The sequence below is a fragment of the Micromonospora sp. NPDC047738 genome, assembly GCF_040642675.1.
Lineage (GTDB): Bacteria > Actinomycetota > Actinomycetes > Mycobacteriales > Micromonosporaceae > Micromonospora.
On record NZ_JBEYSO010000010.1, the window covers coordinates 113866 to 134555 of the forward strand.

The following is a 20690-nucleotide window of genomic DNA, read 5'->3' on the forward strand; positions in this document are numbered from 1 at the left end:
GAATGACCGCGGCGCGGCAGTAGGCGCGCCTCGGGGTCGGGGCCGGCCCGCACGGCGGCTGCGGCCGCCGCCCGAGGCGGCGACACCATTCAGACGGTCAGGACGTCGATCAGGAGGATGCGGGCGTCTCGATGCCCGACGACAGTATGGAACGTACGCGTTTCTTCCGCCGACCGGTGGTCTGGATCATCCTGGTCATCCTCGGCGCCGTTGTACTCAGTCAGCTGTTCACCGCTGGCCCCAGCTACCACCGGGTGGACACGTCGGTCGCGCTCGAGCAGCTCAACAAGGGCGGCATCGAGAAGGTCGTCTTCCAGGACAAGGAGCAGACGCTCCAGCTCGACCTGAAGGACAAGGCCAAGTTCGACGACACCACCACCGACAAGATCCAGGCTCAGTTCCCGTACGAGGTGGGCAACCAGGTCTGGAACGAGGTCCTCAAGGCCAAGTCCGAAAACAAGATCACCGGTCCGGCCGACACCAAGGTGTCGTCGGACAGCATCTGGGTGAGCCTGCTGGTCAACCTGCTACCGATCGCCCTGCTGGTGCTCCTGCTGCTGTTCTTCATGTCGCAGATGCAGGGCGGCGGCTCGCGGGTGCTCAACTTCGGCAAGTCCAAGGCCAAGATGATCACCAAGGACACGCCGAAGACCACCTTCGCGGACGTGGCCGGGGCGGACGAGGCCGTCGAGGAACTGCACGAGATCAAGGACTTCCTGCAGAACCCGGCGAAGTACCAGGCCCTGGGCGCCAAGATCCCCAAGGGCGTGCTGCTCTTCGGCCCGCCCGGTACCGGTAAGACCCTGCTCGCCCGGGCGGTGGCCGGTGAGGCCGGGGTGCCCTTCTACTCCATCTCCGGCTCGGACTTCGTGGAGATGTTCGTCGGTGTCGGCGCCAGCCGGGTCCGCGACCTCTTCGAGCAGGCCAAGTCGAACGCGCCGGCGATCGTCTTCGTCGACGAGATCGACGCCGTCGGCCGGCACCGTGGCGCCGGCATGGGCGGCGGCCACGACGAGCGGGAGCAGACCCTCAACCAGCTCCTGGTCGAGATGGACGGCTTCGACACCAAGGGCGGCGTCATCCTGATCGCCGCCACCAACCGGCCGGACATCCTCGACCCGGCGCTGCTGCGCCCGGGCCGCTTCGACCGGCAGATTCCGGTCGACGCCCCCGACATGGAGGGCCGCAAGGCCATCCTGCGGGTGCACGCCAAGGGCAAGCCGTTCACGCCCGACGTCGACCTCGACTCGGTCGCCCGGCGTACCCCCGGCTTCAGCGGTGCCGACCTGGCCAACGTGATCAATGAGGCCGCCCTGCTCACCGCCCGCAAGAACCAGCGGGCGATCACCAACGACTCCCTGGAGGAGTCGATCGACCGGGTGATCGCCGGTCCGCAGCGCCGGACCCGGGTGATGAGCGACCAGGAGAAGAAGATCACCGCGTACCACGAGGGTGGGCACGCGCTGGTCGCCTGGGCGCTGCCGCACGCCGCGCCGGTGCACAAGGTGACGATCCTGTCCCGGGGTCGGTCGCTGGGCCACACCCTGGTCCTGCCGACCGAGGACAAGTACACCCAGACCCGGGCCGAGATGGTCGACACCCTGGCGTACGCGCTGGGCGGGCGGGCCGCCGAGGAGCTGGTCTTCCACGAGCCGACCACCGGTGCCGGCAACGACATCGAGAAGGCCACCCAACTGGCCCGCGCGATGATCACCCAGTACGGCATGAGCTCCAAGCTCGGTGCGATCAAGTACGGCACCAGCGGCGACGAGCCGTTCCTCGGCCGCAGCATGGGCCACGAGCGGGACTACTCGGACGCGGTGGCCGCCGAGATCGACGGCGAGATGCGGGCGCTGATCGAGCTGGCCCACGACGAGGCCTGGGAGATCCTGGTGGAATACCGGGACGTCCTGGACAACATCGTGCTCGAGCTGATGGAGAAGGAGACCCTCTCCACGGCCGACATGGCCCGGATCTGCGCCCGGGTGGCGAAGCGCCCGCCGATGGCCCCGTACCACGGCTTCGGCAAGCGCCAGCCCTCCACCGAGCCGCCCGTGCTCACCCCCGCCGAGAAGGAGGCCCTGAAGGCGCAGGCCCAGGCCGACGGCGCCTCGGTCGGCGGGTCCGCGAACAACTCGGACGGTACCCACTGAGCACCGACCCGACGGCCAGCTCCCCTAACCGGGAGCTGGCCGTCTCCGCGACCGAGCCCGATGGCGAGGACGGCCTCGACTACGTCGCCGCGCGCCTGATCAGCGGCAAGCTGACCGGGCGTCCGGTGGAGGAGACCATCGATCTCGCGCGGATCGAGAAGGCGGTCCGGGAGATCCTCATCGCTGTCGGTGAGGACCCGGACCGGGACGGCCTCCAGCAGACGCCCGCCCGGGTCGCCCGCGCGTACGCCGAGCTCTTCGCCGGCCTGCGGGTCGATCCGGCGCAGGTGCTCAGCACCACCTTCGAGGCCAACCACGAAGAGCTGGTGCTCGTCCGGGACATCGACGTGATGAGCCTCTGCGAGCACCACCTGCTCCCGTTCCGGGGCAGCGCGCACATCGGCTACATCCCCGGGCCGGACGGCCGGATCACCGGCCTGTCCAAGCTGGCCCGGCTGGTCGAGGTCTTCGCCCGCCGACCGCAGGTGCAGGAGCGGCTCACCTCGCAGATCGCCGACCTGCTGATGAGCCGGTTGGCCCCGCGCGGCGTCGTGGTGGTGCTCGAGTGCGAGCACATGTGCATGGCGATGCGCGGCATCCAGAAATCCGGCGCCAAAACGATCACCTCGGCGGTGCGGGGCACCCTCCAGCACGACGCCAAGTCCCGGGCCGAGGCGATGTCCCTGATCATCCCCCGCTGACCGCTCGACATCCCGACGGCCGCGTGCTCCCGCCCCGGAGCGCGCGGCCGCCGTCGTAGGGCGACTGCGCGGAGCATGCGCCGCCCTCCTGCGGCCGCCGGCGGAGCGCCCGTCGTCGTCCGGCGGCCGGCCGCGCTCAGGCGGCCAGCATGGCCAGGACGATCCCGGCGCTGGCCAGCACCGCCGGGACCAGGCACACCAACGCGCCGAACCGGGGGGTGCGGTCCACCCGGTCCGTCGGGCGGGGCCGGAACAGCCGCCCGACCGCCAGCCAGCCCACCATGAACGCGACCGCCGGCATCGGCAGCCCGACCACCAGCGTCAGCACGCTCGCCGGGCTGGTGCCGGTGGCGAGGAAGAGCACCACCTGGATCAGCGGGACGATCAGCGCCAGCGGCCCGTACACCAGCAGGTTGCGGGGGCGTGCCGGCCAGCGCGCCAGCCGGGGCAGGCCGCGCGCGGCAAGCGTGTCGTCGGCGGCGTCCGCCCACCCACGGGCGGTCCGCAGGCCGGCCAGCACCGCCGCCGGACCGGCCGCCATCGACCGGGCCGCCTCGGTCACCTCCGGCGGCGTCGGCACCAGCGAGATAGCCGGTACGCCCAGCTCCCGCAGCCGCGACTGCTGCGGGGCCAGCCGCTCCCGGACGGCGGTCAGCTCCTCCCGGGCCGCCGCCACCGACCGGGCCTGCTCGCTGGCGGCGGTCGCCGCCGCCCGGCGTACCCCGTCGAGCTGCCGGGCGGCGGCGACGTAGTCCGCCCAGGCCGCCTCGGCCGGGTCGACGTCGGCCGTCGGTCCGCCGGACCGGGGCGTGGGCACGGGCGTGCCGGTCTCGCTCACGCCGTCGCCTCGCTTCGCTCCCCGGCGGCGCGCCGCGCCACGCTGCCGAGCCGAACGTCCGCGCTCACGGCAGCGGCCCCTCCCCGAACGGCACCAGCACCGTCCCCTGCTCGCCCGGGCCGTCCCAGAGCATCGCCCGCCCTGGCCGGGGCCGCCACAGCACAGGCCGGTCGAAGAGCTGCTCCAGCCGGCTGCCCGGCACGTCGGTCACCACCACGGCGGTGAGCTTGTCCACCTCGCCCTCCGGGCCGAGCACCCCGACCAGCGGCCCCACCGAGCGCCACCAGCCGAGCAGGTGCCGCCCGGCTGGCGGCCCCTCCAGCAGCAGCAACCGCAGCCGATCGGGCGGCAGCTCGGCCGCGCCCGGCACGTCCAACCCGAACACCACGAGGTAGCCGGGCTCGTCCGCCTCGATCGCCGCCCGCAGGCCGGCCACGTCGACGGTGTCGACCTCGTGCCGCTCCGCCAGCTCGGCGGCGAGCGCCGCAGCCGGCTCGACCGACCCGTGCGCCAGCGGTGCCAACACGAACCGGGCCGCGCCGTGGTGTGCCGCCACGCTCCTCGCGGCGGTCAGCAGCAGCCGTTCCGCCTCCTCGTCCCGACCCAGCACGGCGAGGTTCCGGCCGGCCGCCGGCCCGAGCGGTACGGCCACCGTCGAGCGGCGCACATCCACCGCCCGGCCCGGCAACGCGGCCGGTGTGTGCGCCCGACCGGCCAGCGCGGCCCGGTAGCGCGGGTCGTTGGCGAGCAGCGGGCGCGCGTACCCGGCGAAGACCACCGGCGGGGTGGTGTTCTCGGGTCGGGCCGACCAGAGGCGGTGCCGCAGCTCGGCGAGAACCTCAAGGTCCGCGTGCGGGTCCGGGAACCGGATCATCCGCTCGTGGCCCCGGGTCGCCCCGCGCGGCCCGCCCAGCCCGCCGGCCGTGTTCACCACCGCGCTGCCCACCGGCAGGCCGGCGGCCGCGTCGTTCGTCGGCTCCAGCACCGCCGAGCCGCCGGCCAGCGCCACCCGGACCGGGAACTGGCCGAGCAGCGGGTCGCGCGGGCCGCCGATGCCGAGGTCGCCCTCGCCGGCCAGGACCAGATGGATCCCGTACGCCCGGGCGGCGCGGGCCAGCGCGTCCAGCCGGGCCAGGGTGTCGGTGGCCAACCGGTCCCGCTCGTGCAGCAGCAACGGGAAGTTGTCGATCACGCAGACGATCCGGGGCAGCTCCTGGTGCTGGCGCAGCTCCGGGTAGCGCTGCCCGCCGGCTCGCCGGCCGGCCTCCTCCCGGCGACGCAGCTCCGCCGTCAGTTCGCCGAGCAGGTCCGCCACGTACTCCCGGTCGGCGGCCATTCCGGCGGCCCGGACCTGCGGCACCCAGGAGCGGTCCCGCTCGGTCTGGAGGAACTCCACGAAGGACTCGCCGTCGCCCAGATCGGCCAGGTAGAGGGCCAGTTCGTCGGGGCCGTAGCGGGCGGACAAGCCGAACAGCACGTTAGTGAGGAACGCCGACCGCCCCGCCCCGGAACGGCCGCTGACCAGCCAGTGCGGGGTCAGCTCGGTGAAGCCGAGGCTGACCGGGCGCCCCGCGGCGTCACCGACCATGGTGGACAGCCCGTCGACCGCGCGGTCGGTCCACAGTTCGCCCGCTGGGAGCAGGTCGGTCAGGGCGAGCCGGCTGCCGTCCTCGATCTGCCGGGCCAGCCGCAGGCAGACCCCGACGACCAGTTCCTCCGGCGGGTCCTCCGCCACGAAGACCGGGCAGTTGAGCCCGCCGGGCGGCTCCGCGCCCGGGCTGCTGAAGCCCACGCCCGGCGGATCGCCGAGCAACGCGTACGCGGTGCGCACCGCCAGCGGGGTGGCCTGCGGCAGTGGGTCCCCCGCCGGCCAGCCGGCCACCACCAGGTGCAGCCCGGCCCGGTGCCCCTGGGCGGCCAGCCCCCCGATCCGGGCGAGGTCGGATGGGGCCGTGCCGTCGGGCAGCGCGGCCACCGCCAGCAGCAACGTACGGTCGTGCCCACGCTGCCGGGCCGTGCCCGCGGCCACCCACTGCTCGGCCTCGGTGAGGACCGCCCGGAGTCCCGCCACGTCGGTCGCCGGCGGGGGCAGCAGCCCGGCATCGGCGAGCGCCGCGAACCCGGCGAAGGTCGCCCCGGCACCGGTGCCGTCGACCGCGCGGGCCAGCAGGGCCCCGGCCGGCGTCGCGGCGAACAGCCGGAGCAGGAGGGCCCGGAGCAGGCCGGCCACCCGCGGATCGTCGGCGCCGGCGTCAATGCTCAGATGTCCACTGCCGAACAGCGGCACCAGCGCGGGGAACCGGGCGTCGTCCAGTGGCGCGGCGGTGCCGACCCGGACGACGGGTGGCGGGCGGTCCCCGGGCGGGGTGGCCACGGCCAGGGTCTCCAGCGGATCGCCGGCCCAGCCGGGTGCGGCGAGGGCCGCCGCCGCCCGGAGCCGCTCCGCCAACTCGTACTGCCGGTGGTGGTCCGCGGGCGCCGGACGGATCTCGTCGAGGATGCCGGCGGCGGCGGTCGCGGCGGCCTCGGCCCGCCGGTGCAGCGCGGCGGCCCGACCGGCTCGCGCCTTCGGACTCGCCACCGCGTCCACCTCTCTTCCCGAGGCCGACATCTCCTCCCCGAGGTGTGACGGTATCCCAGCCGAGGGCCGTCCTCCGGGATGTCGGTCGGCGCTGCGCCGGTCTTTGCCGTGGTGGTGAGCCGGCTCACCCGATCCCGCCCGGCCGGGCCGCCGGGGGCGCCCACGCCGGCGGCGGCCGGCCCGGCGGTTCGCCACGATCGGGGGATCTGGGGCATTGGGTACGCGGCGCGCAGCCGATAGCCTCAGGAGGTGGAATCAGTGCAGCCCCCCGCCGGTTCCCAGGTCTCCCGCGTACCGGCGCAGCGGACCCCGCCCGAGCAGTTGGCGCCACCCGCGCCGGCCCCGGCGCCGGAACGTCCGCGCCGGCCGCTGCGTACCGTCCTCACGGTCGTCGCCGGGGTGCTGGCGCTGCTCTGTGCCGGCGGCGCCGTCGTCGGTTTCGTGCTGTACGACCGCGCCACCGCGCCCGACCGCAGCGCCCCCGACGTGGTGGTGGACAACTACCTTCGTGCGTTCCTGGTGGACCGCAACGACATAAGGGCGCAGGAATTCGCCTGTGACGCCGGGGATGATCTGAACGCAGTCCGTGGTCTGCGGGAGGAGTTGGAACGGCGCGAGGCGAACTTCAACGTGGTCGTCCGGGTCAGCTGGGGGCCGCTCACCAGCGTGAAAAACGGTGATGGTGAATCGGTGACCACCACGCTGACCATTTCCAGTTCCGCAGACGGCCGGATGCGAAGCAGCCGGCGCGAGGACTGGCAGTTCCAGGTGGTCGACAAGGATGGTTGGCGCGTCTGCGGGGGCAAGAAGATCGGGTGAGCTCGGCTCATTCGAGCCAGAGCAGGTGGACCGGGACCTCCAACGTGATCGGTGCCTGGCCGCGCCACGCCCACCGGTACCACTCCAGCTCCGGCGCCACCCGGACGCAGATGTCCCCGTCCGCGCCGGCGTAGGTCTCGGTCACCGCGCGGAGGTCGCGCTGCTCGGTCGCTCCCGTCACGTGCACCACGCGCCGGCCGACTACCGAGTCCGCCTCGACGACCGGGGTGGGCGGGCGACGGGTGGGCGCGTCGAGGGAGACCAGCCGGAGACCCGACCCGGCCGGTCGGGCCGCCGGCCCCCGCTTGGCCACCGTCTCCACCCAGACCCGTTCCACCGGCACCAGCGGCGCGAAGACCTCCACCTGCTCCGCCTCGGCGCGGTACCACTCGTGCTCCGGGATGACCGGCACGTACGTCCGGCTGCCCTGCACCACCTGCTCGTCGGCGCGCAGATCGCCGCGCCAGCCGAGGCCGGGCAGGCCGACCAGCACCCGGCGGCCCCGGAGGTCGACGCGGCCGGCGGCGGGGACGATCTCGACCGGTCGGGGCGGCCGCGGCGCCCAGTCGGGCTGATCCGCGAAGGGGTCGGGCAGGGGATTGCTCATGTGCCGGCGTGCCTCACGCGGTGCCGACCAGCGGTGCGCCGCGCTCCCGCATGAACGGCACAGGATTGATGGCGCCCCGGCTGGACCGGTCGCCGTCGGTGTGCACCTCGAAGTGCAGATGCGGGCCGGAGGAGTTTCCGCTGCTGCCGGAGTAGCCGATCACCTGGCCCGCCGCCACGGCCTGCCCGGGCGTCACCGTAGGCCGTTGGATCAGGTGGCAGTAGCGGGTGACGTAACCGCCGGCGTGCAGGATGTCCACGAACCAGCCGCAGCCGCCCTTGCCCGGCCAGCCGTCCCGGTCGCAGTCCCGCCGTCCCGAGTGGTCGGGGTCGCAGCGAGCCACCAGCACCCGGCCGGCGGCTGCGGCGTGGATCGGCGTCCTCTTGTCCGCATCCAGGTCGACCCCGTTGTGGCTGGGGCGTTCGGTGGTGCGGAAGCCGGAGACGATGCCGCCGGGGAGCGGAGCGGTCCAGCCGGAGGCGGCGATCCGGGCGCCGGCGGCGGCGTCGCAGACCGCCTTTCCGGCGATCTCCACCGTGCGGGCCGCGCCCCCGGCGAGCGCGTCGACGATCCGGCCGGCCAGGTCCTCGTGCTTGGCGTACGCGTCCGGGAAGGCGCTGACCTGCACCCGCTGCGCCACCACGGTCAGTGGGCGCCGTTGCCAGTTCGGCACCTTCAGCAGCTTCTCGTAGAACTTGCCGGCGGCGTAGGACGGCGTCATCCGCTGCTGGACGCTGCCCCAACCGGGCCGCTGCTGGAACAGGCCCAGCGAGTCGTGGTCGGAGCCGACGCCCTCGTGCGGCAGCGTGAGCGACGCCGGCACGGTGGTGTTGGCGAGGTTGCGCAGGGCGGACTCCTGCATGGCGGTGGCCAGCGCGATGACCCAGCCCCGGGCGGGCACCTTCATGTCCTGGCCGACCTTGATGATGACGGCGGCGTTGCGCAGCTGCCCCTCGCCGTACTCGGTGAAGCGCGGCATGTCCCCGGTGACGTCGACCTGGTAGGCGGCGTCGCAGCCCAGGCGGGCGGTCAGGTCGTCCTTTTCGTCGCCGCCCAGCTCGGTGAGGAAGAACGCGCCGGCGCCACCGACGCAGCAGAGCAGGGCGAGCACCGCGGTCAGCGCGGTGACCAGCACGCCGAGCCGCAACCGCCTGCGGCGCGGGACCGTCTCGTCCGCCGCGGCGCTCATTGCCGCTCCCAGTCGACCACGTCCACCAGCCACCGCCCGTCCGAGACCACCAGTTCCAGCCGGAGCCGGCCATTGTCGAGCGGGACCAGCGCCTCCACGAACGACTCCGTCCGGGGCCGGAGGGTCACCTGGCCGGCCACCCGTCGGGCCGGCACGCTCTCCGGGTCCGCGCCGGTCAGCTTCTCGGTCAGCGCGCTCGTGGACAGCGGCCGCAGGCGGCTCTGCCAGTCCTCCCCGCTGCTACCGGGGCCGGTCAACCAGGCGGTGGTGAAGCGGCCGGCGGTCTGCTCGGGGGTCAACTCGCCCGGCCGGGTCTTTGGCGAGGGCGGCGGCGCCGAACTCGCCAGCACGCCGTCGTCACCGGCCTCCGGGTCGACGGTGCTGATCGGCTCGCGTGGCCGGTTGCTCAGGCCGGCGGTCGGGTCGACCGGACCGGAGAACAGCCGGGCCGCGCCGATCACGCCGAAGACCAGGGCGGCGATCACGAGTGCGACGCCGAGCCGGGACCGCAGGACCCGGGTGACCAGGAATTCCAGTGCCCGACGCATCGGCCTCACCGCGCCTCGGAGCGCACCCGGGGGGCCGGGTCGGCCGGCGCGCGGTCGGTCGAGCCCGGCCGGTAGACGGCGAAGGAGGGAGCCTCCTCGGGCACGTCGGGCTCCGTCCAACTCGCCGGCTGCCGGCGGGGGCGTGGCGCGGTGCTGCGGCGTCCGCCCTGCGGCTCGGGCACCGGTGTCTCCTCGGCTCGCTCCCGCCCGTCCGGCCGCTGGCGTTCGGCGACCCCGGCGTGCGACGGGTCCTCGTGCCGGGCCTCCGGCCGGAGCCTGCTCTGCTCGAGCGCGACGCCGCGCCGCCGGCCGAACGTCGGCTCGGCGGTGCCGCCGGGCTCGGCCACGTCCAGCCGCGCCGCCACCCGCATATCGCGGAAGAACCGGCGGTGCCAGGAGCCGGCCGAGCTGATCGCCTCGCTGCTGTCCTTGCCGCCGAGCTGGGTGATCCGCCGGTACGGGCGGAGCAGCAGCCAACCCACCACGCCGCAGAGCCAGACCAGGACCATCTGGAGCCAGCCGGGCAGTGCGGGCGTGTTCATGATGAGGTCGACCGCGAACAGGTAGATCGCTGCGCCGGTGCCGAAGATGGCGATGTTGAAGACTGCCGCGACCACCGCGTTCGCCAGCCGGCGGAGGCCCGCGCTCGCCGGACGCAGCAGACCGACCGTGCCGAGGATCGGCGCGGCGATCACCGCCCAGCGGAAGATCAGGAAGCCGAGCAGCACCAGCAGCGAGGCGGTCAGGTCGAACATCGCGAAGAGGAGCGAGGCCAGCACCGCGATGAACCCGGCCCCGATCCGGTCCATGTCGCGGACACCCTGGAGGTACTCGTACGCCTCGGGGTCCTCCGTCTTGATCTGCTCGGCGACTCGGGCCCACTGCTGCTGCTTGGCCTTGATGGTGGCCTGCCGTGTCGCCGGGTTCTGGCGGAGCTTCTCCGCTTCCTCCCAGGTGAGCGACTTGGCGTCGTAGAGCGCCGGACCATACTTCTTGGCCGTCTCGCTGTCGGCCGAGCCGAGCACGCCCCGCAGCCAGTTCCGGTAGAGCATCGTCTCGGTGGCGGTGTCGCTGGCCCGTACGGCGGGAGGCCGATGGTCCTTGCACGCATCCCGAGTCGAGTCGTCGCATTGGTCGGCAGGTGTGTCCCGGGCGCCCGGCCCGACGGCGTCGTGCACCACGCCCAGTGTGGTGATCAGGGTGCTGTCGGCGACGTTCGCCGACTTCACCGGCCAGGCCGCCAGGGCGGTCACCGCCACCATCACCAGCAACGCCCAGCCGGCCGTGGTCATGGCGTTGCTCATGTCCGACTGGCGTGACCGCCAGAGCAGGTAGAGGCCGACCACGCAGAGCGTGATGATGCCGAAGACGCTGAACACCTTCTGGTAGACGGCCTTCGTGGCCTGCTCCACCAGCGGGTCCGCCCAGGCCCACATGGAGCGCGGGTCCCAGGCCCGTTCACGCAACGCGTTGGACGCGCCGATGACCGCGTTGGCGAACATGAACTCGCCGTTGGCGACCATGGTGGTGAAGCGGTAGTCGGGGTGGAGCACGGCCGAGGCGCAGCCGCCGTCGACGTCGTACGTCGTGTAGCTGTACCCGGCGTAGCCGTAGTCGCTGTAGAGCCCCTTGGGGCCGGGGAGCTTGGCGGAGTCGGGGCGGGAGGCGAACCAGCCGGCCAGGCCCGAGTCGGGCGCGGCGGGTACCGGCGCGTTGCGGCACTCGACCTCGTCCTGGCTGACCTCCTTGAGTCGGGCGACGCAGGCGCGGAAGTCGGCCTGCCACTCCTTGGTGCTGCACAGCTCGGCCCGGGCCGCGGCTACCGGTGTGGCGGTGGCGTACGCGGGTGTCGCCCCGACCACCGGCCACGCGATGGTGGCCACGGCGAGTACGCCGACCGCGAGGAGGAGCGCCGCGATCCGTGCCCGGGCCCTCGCCATGTCACGCCTCCAGATCAGCCAGGACGGTCGGCAGCTGCCCGGCTGCCTGGGCGGCGGCGGGGGTCGTGTCCAGGTGGTCCAGCAGCCCGTCCACGTACGACACGTCGACCCGGACCTTCTGCACCCGCCCGTCGACGTCGCGCATCACGAATTCGCGGAAGCCGAGCCGGGTGGCCGATCCGGAGTCCGCCTGGGAGAGCGAGGCCAGGGTGGCTTCGTAGCCGTCGTTGACCGGCACCCGCAGCAGCCGCAGCGCCTCGGAGGCGATCTCGGTGTCCTCGGCGATCCGGCCGACGAAGACGGTGGAGACCAGGTTCTGCACGTCGAGGCCGAGGATGTCCTTCGGGTTCTGCGAGGCGACCAGGGCGGCGAGGTTCCACTTGCGGGAGTCGCGGGCGAGGCGGACCAGGAACGACCGCCCGGAACGCCACCCCTCCATGAAGTGCGCCTCGTCCAGGCCGACCAGCTTCCGGGAGGACATCGAGCCGCCGTAGCAGCGGCGGACGGCTAGCCGGTGCGCGGTGTGCAGCATGGGCAGGGCGAGGGCCTCCTCGGCCGACCAGTACTCCCGCTCGATCTTCAGGTCGGGCAGCCGCAGCCCGGCCATGGTGATCACGGTGAGCGCGGCGTCCGCGCCGAGCAGCCCCTCCGGCGGCCGGCCGAAGAAGAGCATGGCCAGCGGCATCTCGGCGGTGTCCAGCAGTAGGTTGGCCAGCTCCCGGCCGGCGTCGTCGTCGAGCCCCTGGAGGCAGGCGACCACGTCGTCCAGCGTGGCGGTCTCCTCGGCCGGCACCTGGCGTACGGCGTGCCGGAAAAGGGTGGCGGTGGACGCCTCCCGGGCCACCTGCGGGGGCACCAGCATCATGCAGATGTCCTGCACCAGCATCCGGCGTTCGGCGCGGGCGTTGGAGACCGCGATCTCGAACTCCCGGTCACCCGCCGAGCCGGCGGCGAACTCGCTGCGCAGCGGCGTCGGGATCAGCGCGTACGGGGCGAGGGTCCCCTGGTCGGAGCCGGTCAGGTTGAGCACCCGCGCGTACGGCGCCAGCTCCGGCATCGCGCAGAGCCGGGCCAGCGGGCCGGACGGGTCGAGCAGGGTCACCTGGACGCCGCGTCGGGCGGCCAGATAGCCGAGCGCGCCGAGCAGGGTGGACTTGCCGCCGCCGGGTTCGGCGACGAAGACGGCGAGCCCGGACCGTTCCCGTACCTCCATCGGGAAGTGCAGATCGAGGAAGACCGGGCGGCGGCAGGTGCCGGCGGTGCGGCCGATCAGGTCGCCGCGCCGGTCGCCGACCGTGGACGCGGCCTGTGGCAGCGCCGCGGCGAGCAGGTTGACCGGCATCCGCCGGACGTAGCCGGTGTTGGCGATCGGCTCGCCGGGGATGAACTCGCGGGCCAGCCAGTCCTGGTTCTTCGGATGCTGGAGCGAGATCCGCAGCTCGCGGGAGTAGAGCTGGATGAGCCGCCGGGCCCGCTCCAGGCACTCCTCGCGGGTCCGACCGCCGACCGCGATCCGGTGCCAGCCGTGCGCGCGGGCCGAGTCGACCGGCAGGCCGGTGGTCATCTCGTCGCCGATCACCAGCGCCCGCTTGGCGAGCCGTTCCAGCTCCGGCGGGGCGTCGATGCCGTGCTCGGCGTAGTCGAGCTGCTGCGAGCGGATCATCCGGAGCCGGTGCTCGAGGTTCCGGAAGGAGTCGCCGGGGCCGAGAATGTCCACCCGGGTGGAGAGTTCCATCGGCCACGGCAGGCGCTCGTGGAAGTGCAGCCAGGGCTCGTGCCGCTCGGGGATCTCCAGCGGCTCCATCCGGCCGACCGCGAGCACGGCCACGTGCCGCTCCTCGCCGGTCATCCGGTTGACCAGCTTCACCGTCGAGCCGTACGGAGTGCGGTAGCGCTCGACCTGCTCGGTGAGGGCGAGCAGATCGCCGCGTTCCCACCGGCCGTTGGTCACCGGGGAGAGCGCGCCGGGTGGCGCCATGCAGAGCGCGACGGAGCGGTAGAGCAGCCACTCCAGCTCCTGCGCGGTGACCCGGCGGCCCCGCATGCCGAATGCCCCGAGCACCTCGTCGAACTGCTCGACCGTGCGGCCCAGCCGGCGGCGTTCGCCGTCGGCGGTGCCCCGGCCGAAGGTGCGCAGCAGCCGCTCGGTGAGGGAGTCCCCCAGTGACCGGCGAGCGAAGGTGACCCCGAGGTAGGTCTGCCCCTCGGCGTGGTTGACCGCCATCAGGTGCCGCTGCGCGGCGACCAGGTGGTCGGCCCAGCCGGGCGTACCGGGCACGTCGGGCAGCGCCGCGGCGGTGTGCGCGTCGATGGTGCGGGCCCACTCGTCGGCCGGGAACGGCCGGGTGGTGCGGCGCAGGTGCAGCCGGAAGCCGGCCAGGCCGGCGTACTGCTCGGAGATCGCCGAGAGCAGCGCCTCGCGTTCGGCGTCGGGGCGGAACGCCCAGCGGACCTCGGGCAGCCAGTACCAGGCGGTGACCGTGTTCGGGGTGAAGGTGAGGTGACCGGCGATCTCGGTAACGGCCAGTTCCACCGACGGGTCCCGGTCGCCGAACTTGATCTTCGGGGGGCGGACCCGAACCGGCTTGACGGGCTTCCCGCTCAGCTCGGCGGACCGCTGCCGCGGCGGGGTCACCTCCCGGCCGGGCGCGGTGGCCACCTCGCGACCGTTCGACCGGGTGGCCGGTTCCACGCGCCGGTCGGTGCGGCGGGCCGGGCGGTCGACCGGGGGCGCCGCGTCGGCCAGGTCCGGCTCGGTGGTCGGCCGGAGCACGGGGAGCCGGTCGCCGGCCTGGTGCGGTACCCGGGTACGGGCGGGTGCCGGGTCGAGGGCGGCCGGCCGTTCCACCGGCGAGGCGCCGTGCGACGGCGCGGCCTCGGCGGCCTCCCGGGGTCGGCCCACCGGCCGTACGCCGGGGGCGCTCTCCCGGCGCCGGGCGCTGGGCGGCTCGTCCTCCGGTGCGCCACCGTGCTCGCCCTGCGACGCCGGGAGCGGCTCGGTCGGGGCGGCGGGCTGGTGCGGGATGGGCAGCGCCTCCCGCCCGACGCCCCGGCGGGGCGGCGCCACCACCGGCGTCGGCTCCGTCGCGGGAGGTGGACCGGCCGGAGGGCTGGCGGGTCGGACCGGGCGCCGTGCGCCGGGCTGCGCGCCGCCGAACAGGTCGAGGAACGGCGAGTCGATGTCGCCGCTGTCGCCGGCCGCCGGCATCCGCTGCTCCGAACCGGGCGGGCGGGGCGACACCGGGCGGGGCGGTTGGAAGACCCCGACCCGACCGTGCCCGGGGCTGGTGACCAGGGCCGGGTCGAGCGCGACCTCGTCGAGCTCCTCGTCCTGCGGGTAATCGAACGATCGCGCTCGGTTACCGTGCGGCCCGGCCGGACGTCCGGCCGGGGAGCCCGGCGTGGAAGAGCGACTCATGCGACCGCCTCACCCGCGTCGTTCGTCCGCGCCGGTGGCGTACGCCCGGTCATGCCAGTTCCTCCCGGATCCTGATCCGGCTCGCCACCAGCCGCGGGTCGCGCAGCTCGGCGGCCGGCTCCCGGGTGCGTCGCCAGTCCGTCAGCGCGGTCCGGATGACCATGCGCGCCGGTCGGTCCGGGTCGACGTGCCGGAAGATGAACGAGGTGGTCACGATGGCCAGCGAGATCTCCCAGGCGGGGAAGAGCTCCACCTGCAACGTGAACAGCCAGTGGATGAACATGTAGAGGGGTACGAGCAGCATGAACAGGCCGTACTGGGCGTACGGCAGGTGGACGGGCAGGGTGTACCCGGGCGGCCCGAGGTAGACGAGACGAGCCCGGTAGATGTCGTCGTCGGTGCGCAGCCGCATGGTCGCCCGCGCCTATTCGAAGATCAGGTTGATCAGGTAGTCGCCGACGAAGAAGAGTGTGGCGGCGCCGGCGATGAAGGCCAGGCCGACGATGGCGATCGCGGAGCTGGTCAGCACCTTGGAGATCTCGCCCCGGCTGGCCCGCCCGATGAAGATGACGCCGAGCACCGCGAGCAGGATCGGCGCGATCTTGCTGGCGAAGAAGCTGACGATGTTCTCGGTGGCGATGCCCTTGGGTGCCGGCTCGGCGAGTGGAGTCGACGCCAGGGTGTGGAGCGCGTGGTCGACGGCTGCCGTCGCCGCCCCCATGAGCTCGGTGGCGATCACTGGAAACCTCCCCATGTCGCGGCCGGCGGCGCCGCGGCGGTGCAGTAGGCAAGCCTGGCGGGATGGTGCTCATTGGGCACAGCGTGCGCGACGCTGTGTTCGTCACCCACCACGGAGAGTGGCGAGCTTTGGGGGGATTCTTCCCGCTTCGGCCCTCCCTCCAGGCTTCGCCATCTCGATGCTGGGCAATTCCAAAGCGTACGGGCCGGCCCCCTTTGCGACAACCCGCGAAGAGTCGACCCGGAGCGACCCGGACGACCGATCGTACACCTGTTCCAATCCGCATGTCAGGGCCGTCGTGGCCGGTTGCCGCCCGGGCCGCCGGAAGCCCTGCTGGCGACCGGTACTGTCGGGTCGTGACCGAGCTGGTACGGGCGCAGGCCCCGGTGGTGATGGGCGTCCTCAACGTCACGCCCGACTCCTTCTCCGACGGCGGCAGGTACGCCGATCTCGACGCGGCCGTCGGACACGGAGTGCGACTGCGCGCGGCCGGCGCGGACCTGGTCGACGTGGGTGGCGAGTCCACCCGGCCGGGCGCCGACCGGGTCGACGCGGAGACCGAGACGGCCCGGGTGCTGCCGGTCATCCGCGAGTTGAGCGCCGCCGGCATCCCGGTCAGCATCGACACCAGCCGGGCCCGGGTGGCCGAGGCGGCCCTCGCCGCCGGCGCGGACGTGGTCAACGACGTCTCCGGCGGCCTCGCCGACCCGGACATGGCCCGGGTGGTCCGGGACGCCGGCTGCCCCTGGGTGCTCATGCACTGGCGGGGGCACTCACGCGAGATGCGCGACCTGGCCAGCTACGGCGACGTGGTGGCCGACGTCCGGACCGAGCTGAGCCAGCGGGTCGACGAGGCGCTCACCGCCGGGATCGCCGCCGAGAAGATCATCGTCGATCCCGGACTGGGCTTCGCGAAGACCGCCGCGCACAACTGGGAACTCAGCGCCCGCCTGCCCGAGCTGGTGGACCTCGGCTTCCCGCTGCTGTTCGGGTCGAGCCGGAAGTCGTACCTGGGCCGGCTGCTCGCCGACGCCGACGGCACCCCCCGGCCCACCTCCGGCCGCGAGGCGGCCACCATCGCCACCAGCGTGCTCGCCGTGGCGGCCGGGGCCTGGGGGGTACGGGTGCACGACGTCCGCGGCACCGCCGACGCGCTCGCCGTCTGGCGGGCCACCGGCCGCCCGTGCCTGGCGACCACCGTGCGGGAGGGGGACCGGTGAGCGCGAGGAGTGAGCCGGTTTTGCGAGCCCCGCAGTCGCGAACGAAGGGGGCACGGTGACCGACCGGATCGAGCTGACCGGCCTGCGCGCCCACGGCCGGCACGGGGTGTACGACTTTGAGCGTGCCCAGGGGCAGGAGTTCGTGGTCGACGCAGTGCTCGAACTCGACCTCGCCCCGGCCGCGCGCTCCGACGAGGTGACCGACACCGTGCACTACGGCGAGCTGGCCGAGCGGCTGGTCACCGTGATCACCGGCGAGCCGGTCAACCTGATCGAGACACTCGCCGACCGGCTGCTCGCGGTCTGCCTGGCCGAACCGCTGGTCGTCGCCGCCACGGTCACCGTCCACAAGCCCGAGGCCCCGATCCCGCACACCTTCCGGGACGTGGCCGTGACGATGCGGCGTACCCGGTGACCCGGGCCGTGCTGTCGATCGGCAGCAACCTCGGTGACCGGCTGGCCCACCTCCGCGCGGCGGTGGCCGCGTTCGGCGACGCGGTGCTGGTCGTCTCCGGCGTCTACGAGACTCCACCGTGGGGGGACGCCGACCAGCCCGCGTACCTGAACGCGGCGGTGCTGGTCGGAGACCCGGCGGCGACCCCTGGCGACTGGCTGGCCCGGGCCTGGGCCGCGGAGCGGGCGGCCGGGCGGACCCGGGACCCGGAGCGCCGGTACGCGCCGCGCACCCTCGACGTCGACGTCATCGCGGTCTGGGACGACGCCGGTGCGCCCGTGCTGAGCGACGACCCGGAGCTGACCCTGCCGCACCCCCGCGCCCACCTGCGGGCCTTCGTGCTGCGGCCGTGGATCGACATCGAACCGCACGGCCGGCTGCCCGGGCACGGCTGGCTGACCGACCTGCTCAACGCCGAGCCGCTGGCCGGGGACGCCCTGGAACTCAGCCCTCGACCGGATCTGGCGTTACAGTCGGACCCATGACCCAGTGGAGCCGGGCGGCATGAGCGAGCGCCGCGAGCGAATCATCCGGCACTGTGCCGCGGAGCCTCAGGCGGGTGCCGAGCGGAGCGAGGCGACCGCATGAGTCAGGCGCAGTTCCCGCGCGACCCTGAACGATGGCGGATGGGTCCCACCCGGATCTCCACACTGGTGGTGGCCGGGCTGGCCGCCGCCGCGTTGGCCTGGCTGCTGATCAGCAGCTTCTACTACCCCAGCGCGCCGAACCTGCCCTGGCTGCCGGTGGTCACGCTGGCCGGCCTCGCCGTGCTCGAGGGGTACGCGGCGGTCAACACCCGCGGCCGGATCGAACGCCGACCCGGGCGGGACCCGGTGAATCCGCTGCTGGTCGCCCGGTTCGTGGTGCTGGCCAAGGCGTCATCGCTGGCCGGGGCGATCTTCGCCGGCTTCTACGCCGGGCTGACCGGGTGGCTCTTCGTCGAGCGGACCAACGCCGCCGTCGGCGACCGGCCGGCCGCCGTGGCCGGGCTGGTCGCCTCGCTCGCCCTGGTCGCGGCGGCGCTCTGGCTGGAGCGGTCCTGCCGGGTGCCGGAGCAGGAGGACGACGAGGACCGCGATCCCGGCGACCGGGAGACTCCGCGCGGCCGCCTCTGATCAGGGGTTCCCACCATCCGCGCCCGCAGGTACCGTGCCTGGCGACCGGAGAGCAACGGCCGCCGCCGGTCCGCCCGAGCGTCGGACGGCACGGCCGGGCGACGTGGGAGGCGCGGGTCATGGGGTACGACGAAACGGGCCGGGCCGAGTCGTCCGGGGTGCCCGCCGCCGTGCTGGAGAACGTCTTCGACGACCCCGCGCACGGCGAACCCGGCCGCGACCGGATCGCCGTACACGTGGTCTGGGAGTTCCTGCTGCTGGCCGGGCTGGCTGGGCTGACCTGGCTGCTCTGGCGCGCGGACGCGGACGCGCTGCGTGGCAGCGGCCTGAAGACCCTCCTGGTCGCCGTGGCCGGGCTCGGGCTGCTCGCCCTCGCCGCCGGGCTGAGCCTGCGCGCCGCCGTGGTGAATCTGGCGGTCGGCCCGGTCGCGGTGGCCGCCGCCCTGCACTACGCCGAGCAGGGCGACCGGGGCGTCCGGGAGGCGTTGCTCCCCGCGCTGGCGGTGGCGGTGCTCGGCGGGCTGGCGCTGGCCCTGGCGGTGGTGGTGCTGCACGTGCCGGCCTGGGCGGCGAGCCTGGCCGGTGCGGCCGGTGTGATCGTCTACATCGAGCGGCGTACCGGCCCGGTCGTGGTCCAGGGCGGGTACGACCCCCGGCCCACCGCCCTGTACCTCGTCATCGGCTTCGCCGCGGTGGCCGTGCTCGGCGGGCTCTTCGGCGCGATACGGCCAATCCGGCGGCTGGTCGGGCGGTTCCGGCCGGTCGTCGACCCGGCCCGGCGCCGGGGCGCGGTCGCCGCCACGGTGGCGGCGTTCGCCATGATCGGCTCCACCGTGCTGGCGATGCTCGGCGGCATGCTGATCGCGGCGAACGGCAGTGGCCCGGTCGCGCCGGCCACCGGGCTGGACTGGTCGGTGCTGGCGGTCGGCACCGCGATGCTCGGCGGCACCAGCGCGTACGGCCGGCGCGGCGGGATCTTCGGCACGCTGTTCGCGGTGAGCCTGGTGGAGGTCTTCCTGGTCTGGGCGGCGGCGCAGGGCTGGACGATCAGCCGGTGGGCCGTCGGCGGGGCGACGCTCGGCGTCGGGCTGCTGGCCACCCGGCTGGTCGAGAAGTTCGGCCGGCCGCGGCCGGCCCTCGTCCCGGCGGAGTTGGGGCCGCCCGGCGATCCCACGATCAGCTCCGGCTGGGCGTTGGCCCGGCCGCCGGAGCCGGCCGACGACTGGCCCTCGGTGCTGCCGGTACGCACCGACCCGACCGTCGACAGGTGGGACGCCCCGCGCTGGGAGAGCGAGCCGCGCCGCTGGGACGCCGACGACCGCTGACGACACCGGACGGCGTCGATCGCGGCCGCCGCCGGCGATGACGGGCCGAACCTGATCTCGCCGGTTAGGCTCGGCGGCATGAGCGAGCGCCAGCGAGCGAATCATCAGCCCAGCCCGGTCGTGTCTCATGCCGTCGCCGAGCGAAGCGAGGCGGTGGCATGAGCGAGACTCCTGCCACCGGCGCCGGCGGCCGTACCTTCGACGAGCTCGACAGGCTCTCCACCGAGGAGCTGCGCGAGCAGGCGTTCGCCCTGGCCCGGGAGCGCCGCGACGTCGGGTTCTTCTGGTCGGTGCTGCGGCACCTGCCCAACTCGGACGAGGCCGCCGCCCTGGACGGCGCCCCCAACTCGGTCGGGCCGACCATCGACGAGGCCAACGCGCTGTGGCGGGAGCTGACCGGCCACGGCTACGAGGAGTCCGCCCCGTTGCTGCGGGCCGCGTTCATCGACTACCTGCTGAAGCACTGACGGATGGCCGTCCGCCGACCCAGGGCGGTGGCGCGCAGGTTTGCCCGGCGGGGTGCGTCGGGCACTGACCGTCCCATGGCGCTGCGCAACCGCCCCCGGACCGTCAGCAGGTACGGCACGGCCGCCGGCACCGGCGCCCTCGCCGCGCTCCTCCTCGTCGGCGTGTGCGGTAGCCCGATGTACGTGGGCTGGGTGCAGGATCACACCGACCCGAACGGAGCCGGCGGCTGGTTTCTGCGGCTGCTCGCCTGGCCGGCCTGGCGGCTGCACGCCGACGACCCGTCCCAGGGGGTGCTCGCCGCCGACCTGCGGGCGATCCTGCTGGTGATCCTGGCCGCCGCCCTCCTCTACCTGCTGCCCGCCGCACAGGTGGCCCGGGTGCAGGGCTCGGCCAGCCAGTTCCTCTCCGGCTGGGCGGCGTACGCCCTGGCCGGCGGGTTCACCGGGCTGCTGGCCAGCCTCCTCGGGCCGGGCGGATCGCTCCTCGCCGCCTTCCAGGCCGCCAGCGCCGGGGTCGGCTACGGCTTCTTCGCGGGCTGGATCATCGGTCTGGCCAGCCTCGGCGGCCGCGCCTGA

The 20690-nt window shown here is 73.9% G+C and carries 19 protein-coding genes; 10 read left to right on the forward strand and 9 right to left on the reverse strand.

Annotated elements, in window-relative coordinates; all coding sequences use genetic code 11:
• The first annotated feature begins 146 nt into the window (after window positions 1-146).
• Together ftsH and folE are read left to right on the forward strand one after the other, a co-directional pair.
• Window positions 147-2153 carry an ATP-dependent zinc metalloprotease FtsH gene (ftsH, locus tag ABZ783_RS18495; protein WP_073837712.1) on the forward strand — a complete coding sequence of 669 codons (2007 nt, stop codon included), beginning with the start codon at window positions 147-149 and terminating at the stop codon, window positions 2151-2153.
• 35 nt (window positions 2154-2188) lie between these two features.
• Entirely contained in the window at window positions 2189-2854 is a 666-nt protein-coding gene (folE, locus tag ABZ783_RS18500) for a GTP cyclohydrolase I FolE (protein ID WP_073837713.1), read from the forward strand.
• 136 nt (window positions 2855-2990) lie between these two features.
• Here the strand turns inward: folE and ABZ783_RS18505 are convergent, their stop codons facing one another.
• Both ABZ783_RS18505 and ABZ783_RS18510 read right to left on the reverse strand, forming a co-directional pair.
• Window positions 2991-3671 (reverse strand): hypothetical protein, encoded by a 681-nt coding sequence (locus tag ABZ783_RS18505; RefSeq protein WP_357439733.1) that lies wholly within the window; start codon window positions 3669-3671, stop codon window positions 2991-2993.
• Window positions 3672-3756: 85 nt separating this feature from the next.
• The gene (locus ABZ783_RS18510) at window positions 3757-6282 is read right to left on the reverse strand and encodes an FtsK/SpoIIIE domain-containing protein (protein ID WP_357439513.1); all 2526 of its coding nucleotides are present in this window, start codon (window positions 6280-6282) and stop codon (window positions 3757-3759) included.
• 249 nt (window positions 6283-6531) lie between these two features.
• Between ABZ783_RS18510 and ABZ783_RS18515 the strand changes: the two genes are divergently transcribed.
• Complete coding sequence (locus tag ABZ783_RS18515) at window positions 6532-7092, forward strand: hypothetical protein (protein ID WP_357439735.1); 561 nt, start codon at window positions 6532-6534, stop codon at window positions 7090-7092.
• A gap of 7 nt (window positions 7093-7099) precedes the next feature.
• Here the strand turns inward: ABZ783_RS18515 and ABZ783_RS18520 are convergent, their stop codons facing one another.
• The 7 genes from ABZ783_RS18520 to ABZ783_RS18550 are packed head-to-tail and all read right to left on the reverse strand — an operon-like array spanning window position 7100 to window position 15533.
• Window positions 7100-7699 (reverse strand): hypothetical protein, encoded by a 600-nt coding sequence (locus ABZ783_RS18520; RefSeq protein ID WP_357439515.1) that lies wholly within the window; start codon window positions 7697-7699, stop codon window positions 7100-7102.
• Between the two features lie 13 nt (window positions 7700-7712).
• Window positions 7713-8888, reverse strand: a complete 1176-nt coding sequence (locus ABZ783_RS18525) for a M23 family metallopeptidase (protein ID WP_357439517.1) — start codon at window positions 8886-8888, stop codon at window positions 7713-7715.
• On the reverse strand, window positions 8885-9445 hold the full coding sequence (locus ABZ783_RS18530; protein WP_357439518.1) for a hypothetical protein: 561 nt from the start codon (window positions 9443-9445) through the stop codon (window positions 8885-8887). The genes ABZ783_RS18525 and ABZ783_RS18530 overlap by 4 nt, the downstream gene beginning before the upstream one ends.
• Window positions 9442-11376 (reverse strand): MFS transporter, encoded by a 1935-nt coding sequence (locus ABZ783_RS18535; protein ID WP_357439521.1) that lies wholly within the window; start codon window positions 11374-11376, stop codon window positions 9442-9444. The genes ABZ783_RS18530 and ABZ783_RS18535 overlap by 4 nt, the downstream gene beginning before the upstream one ends.
• A gap of 1 nt (window position 11377) precedes the next feature.
• Complete coding sequence (locus ABZ783_RS18540) at window positions 11378-14794, reverse strand: ATP-binding protein (protein ID WP_357439523.1); 3417 nt, start codon at window positions 14792-14794, stop codon at window positions 11378-11380.
• 49 nt (window positions 14795-14843) lie between these two features.
• Window positions 14844-15206 (reverse strand): hypothetical protein, encoded by a 363-nt coding sequence (locus ABZ783_RS18545; protein ID WP_073837722.1) that lies wholly within the window; start codon window positions 15204-15206, stop codon window positions 14844-14846.
• Window positions 15207-15218: 12 nt separating this feature from the next.
• The gene (locus tag ABZ783_RS18550; RefSeq protein WP_357439525.1) at window positions 15219-15533 is read right to left on the reverse strand and encodes a hypothetical protein; all 315 of its coding nucleotides are present in this window, start codon (window positions 15531-15533) and stop codon (window positions 15219-15221) included.
• Window positions 15534-15889: 356 nt separating this feature from the next.
• Between ABZ783_RS18550 and folP the strand changes: the two genes are divergently transcribed.
• The 7 genes from folP (at window position 15890) to ABZ783_RS18585 (ending at window position 20690) form a co-directional block, all read left to right on the forward strand.
• Entirely contained in the window at window positions 15890-16753 is an 864-nt protein-coding gene (gene folP, locus ABZ783_RS18555) for a dihydropteroate synthase (RefSeq protein ID WP_357439527.1), read from the forward strand.
• A 55-nt stretch (window positions 16754-16808) separates the two neighbouring features.
• Window positions 16809-17168 (forward strand): dihydroneopterin aldolase, encoded by a 360-nt coding sequence (folB, locus tag ABZ783_RS18560; protein WP_357439528.1) that lies wholly within the window; start codon window positions 16809-16811, stop codon window positions 17166-17168.
• Window positions 17165-17692, forward strand: a complete 528-nt coding sequence (gene folK / locus ABZ783_RS18565; RefSeq protein ID WP_357439531.1) for a 2-amino-4-hydroxy-6-hydroxymethyldihydropteridine diphosphokinase — start codon at window positions 17165-17167, stop codon at window positions 17690-17692. The genes folB and folK overlap by 4 nt, the downstream gene beginning before the upstream one ends.
• A gap of 141 nt (window positions 17693-17833) precedes the next feature.
• Entirely contained in the window at window positions 17834-18322 is a 489-nt protein-coding gene (locus ABZ783_RS18570; protein ID WP_198940496.1) for a DUF3180 domain-containing protein, read from the forward strand.
• Window positions 18323-18441: 119 nt separating this feature from the next.
• Window positions 18442-19647 carry an ABC transporter permease gene (locus ABZ783_RS18575; protein ID WP_357439534.1) on the forward strand — a complete coding sequence of 402 codons (1206 nt, stop codon included), beginning with the start codon at window positions 18442-18444 and terminating at the stop codon, window positions 19645-19647.
• A 158-nt stretch (window positions 19648-19805) separates the two neighbouring features.
• Window positions 19806-20114 (forward strand): hypothetical protein, encoded by a 309-nt coding sequence (locus tag ABZ783_RS18580; protein WP_357439535.1) that lies wholly within the window; start codon window positions 19806-19808, stop codon window positions 20112-20114.
• Window positions 20115-20189: 75 nt separating this feature from the next.
• Window positions 20190-20690 (forward strand): hypothetical protein, encoded by a 501-nt coding sequence (locus ABZ783_RS18585; RefSeq protein WP_357439538.1) that lies wholly within the window; start codon window positions 20190-20192, stop codon window positions 20688-20690.

Coding starts and splice junctions, on each gene's coding strand:
- ABZ783_RS18545 (WP_073837722.1), bottom strand. CDS start 15,206: ATGCGGCTGCGCACCGACGACGACATCTACCGGGCTCGTCTCGTCTAC.
- ABZ783_RS18585 (WP_357439538.1), top strand. CDS start 20,190: ATGGCGCTGCGCAACCGCCCCCGGACCGTCAGCAGGTACGGCACGGCC.
- ftsH (WP_073837712.1), top strand. CDS start 147: ATGGAACGTACGCGTTTCTTCCGCCGACCGGTGGTCTGGATCATCCTG.
- ABZ783_RS18540 (WP_357439523.1), bottom strand. CDS start 14,794: ATGAGTCGCTCTTCCACGCCGGGCTCCCCGGCCGGACGTCCGGCCGGG.
- ABZ783_RS18520 (WP_357439515.1), bottom strand. CDS start 7,699: ATGAGCAATCCCCTGCCCGACCCCTTCGCGGATCAGCCCGACTGGGCG.
- ABZ783_RS18570 (WP_198940496.1), top strand. CDS start 17,834: ATGGGTCCCACCCGGATCTCCACACTGGTGGTGGCCGGGCTGGCCGCC.
- ABZ783_RS18535 (WP_357439521.1), bottom strand. CDS start 11,376: ATGGCGAGGGCCCGGGCACGGATCGCGGCGCTCCTCCTCGCGGTCGGC.
- ABZ783_RS18575 (WP_357439534.1), top strand. CDS start 18,442: ATGGGGTACGACGAAACGGGCCGGGCCGAGTCGTCCGGGGTGCCCGCC.
- ABZ783_RS18580 (WP_357439535.1), top strand. CDS start 19,806: ATGAGCGAGACTCCTGCCACCGGCGCCGGCGGCCGTACCTTCGACGAG.
- ABZ783_RS18525 (WP_357439517.1), bottom strand. CDS start 8,888: ATGAGCGCCGCGGCGGACGAGACGGTCCCGCGCCGCAGGCGGTTGCGG.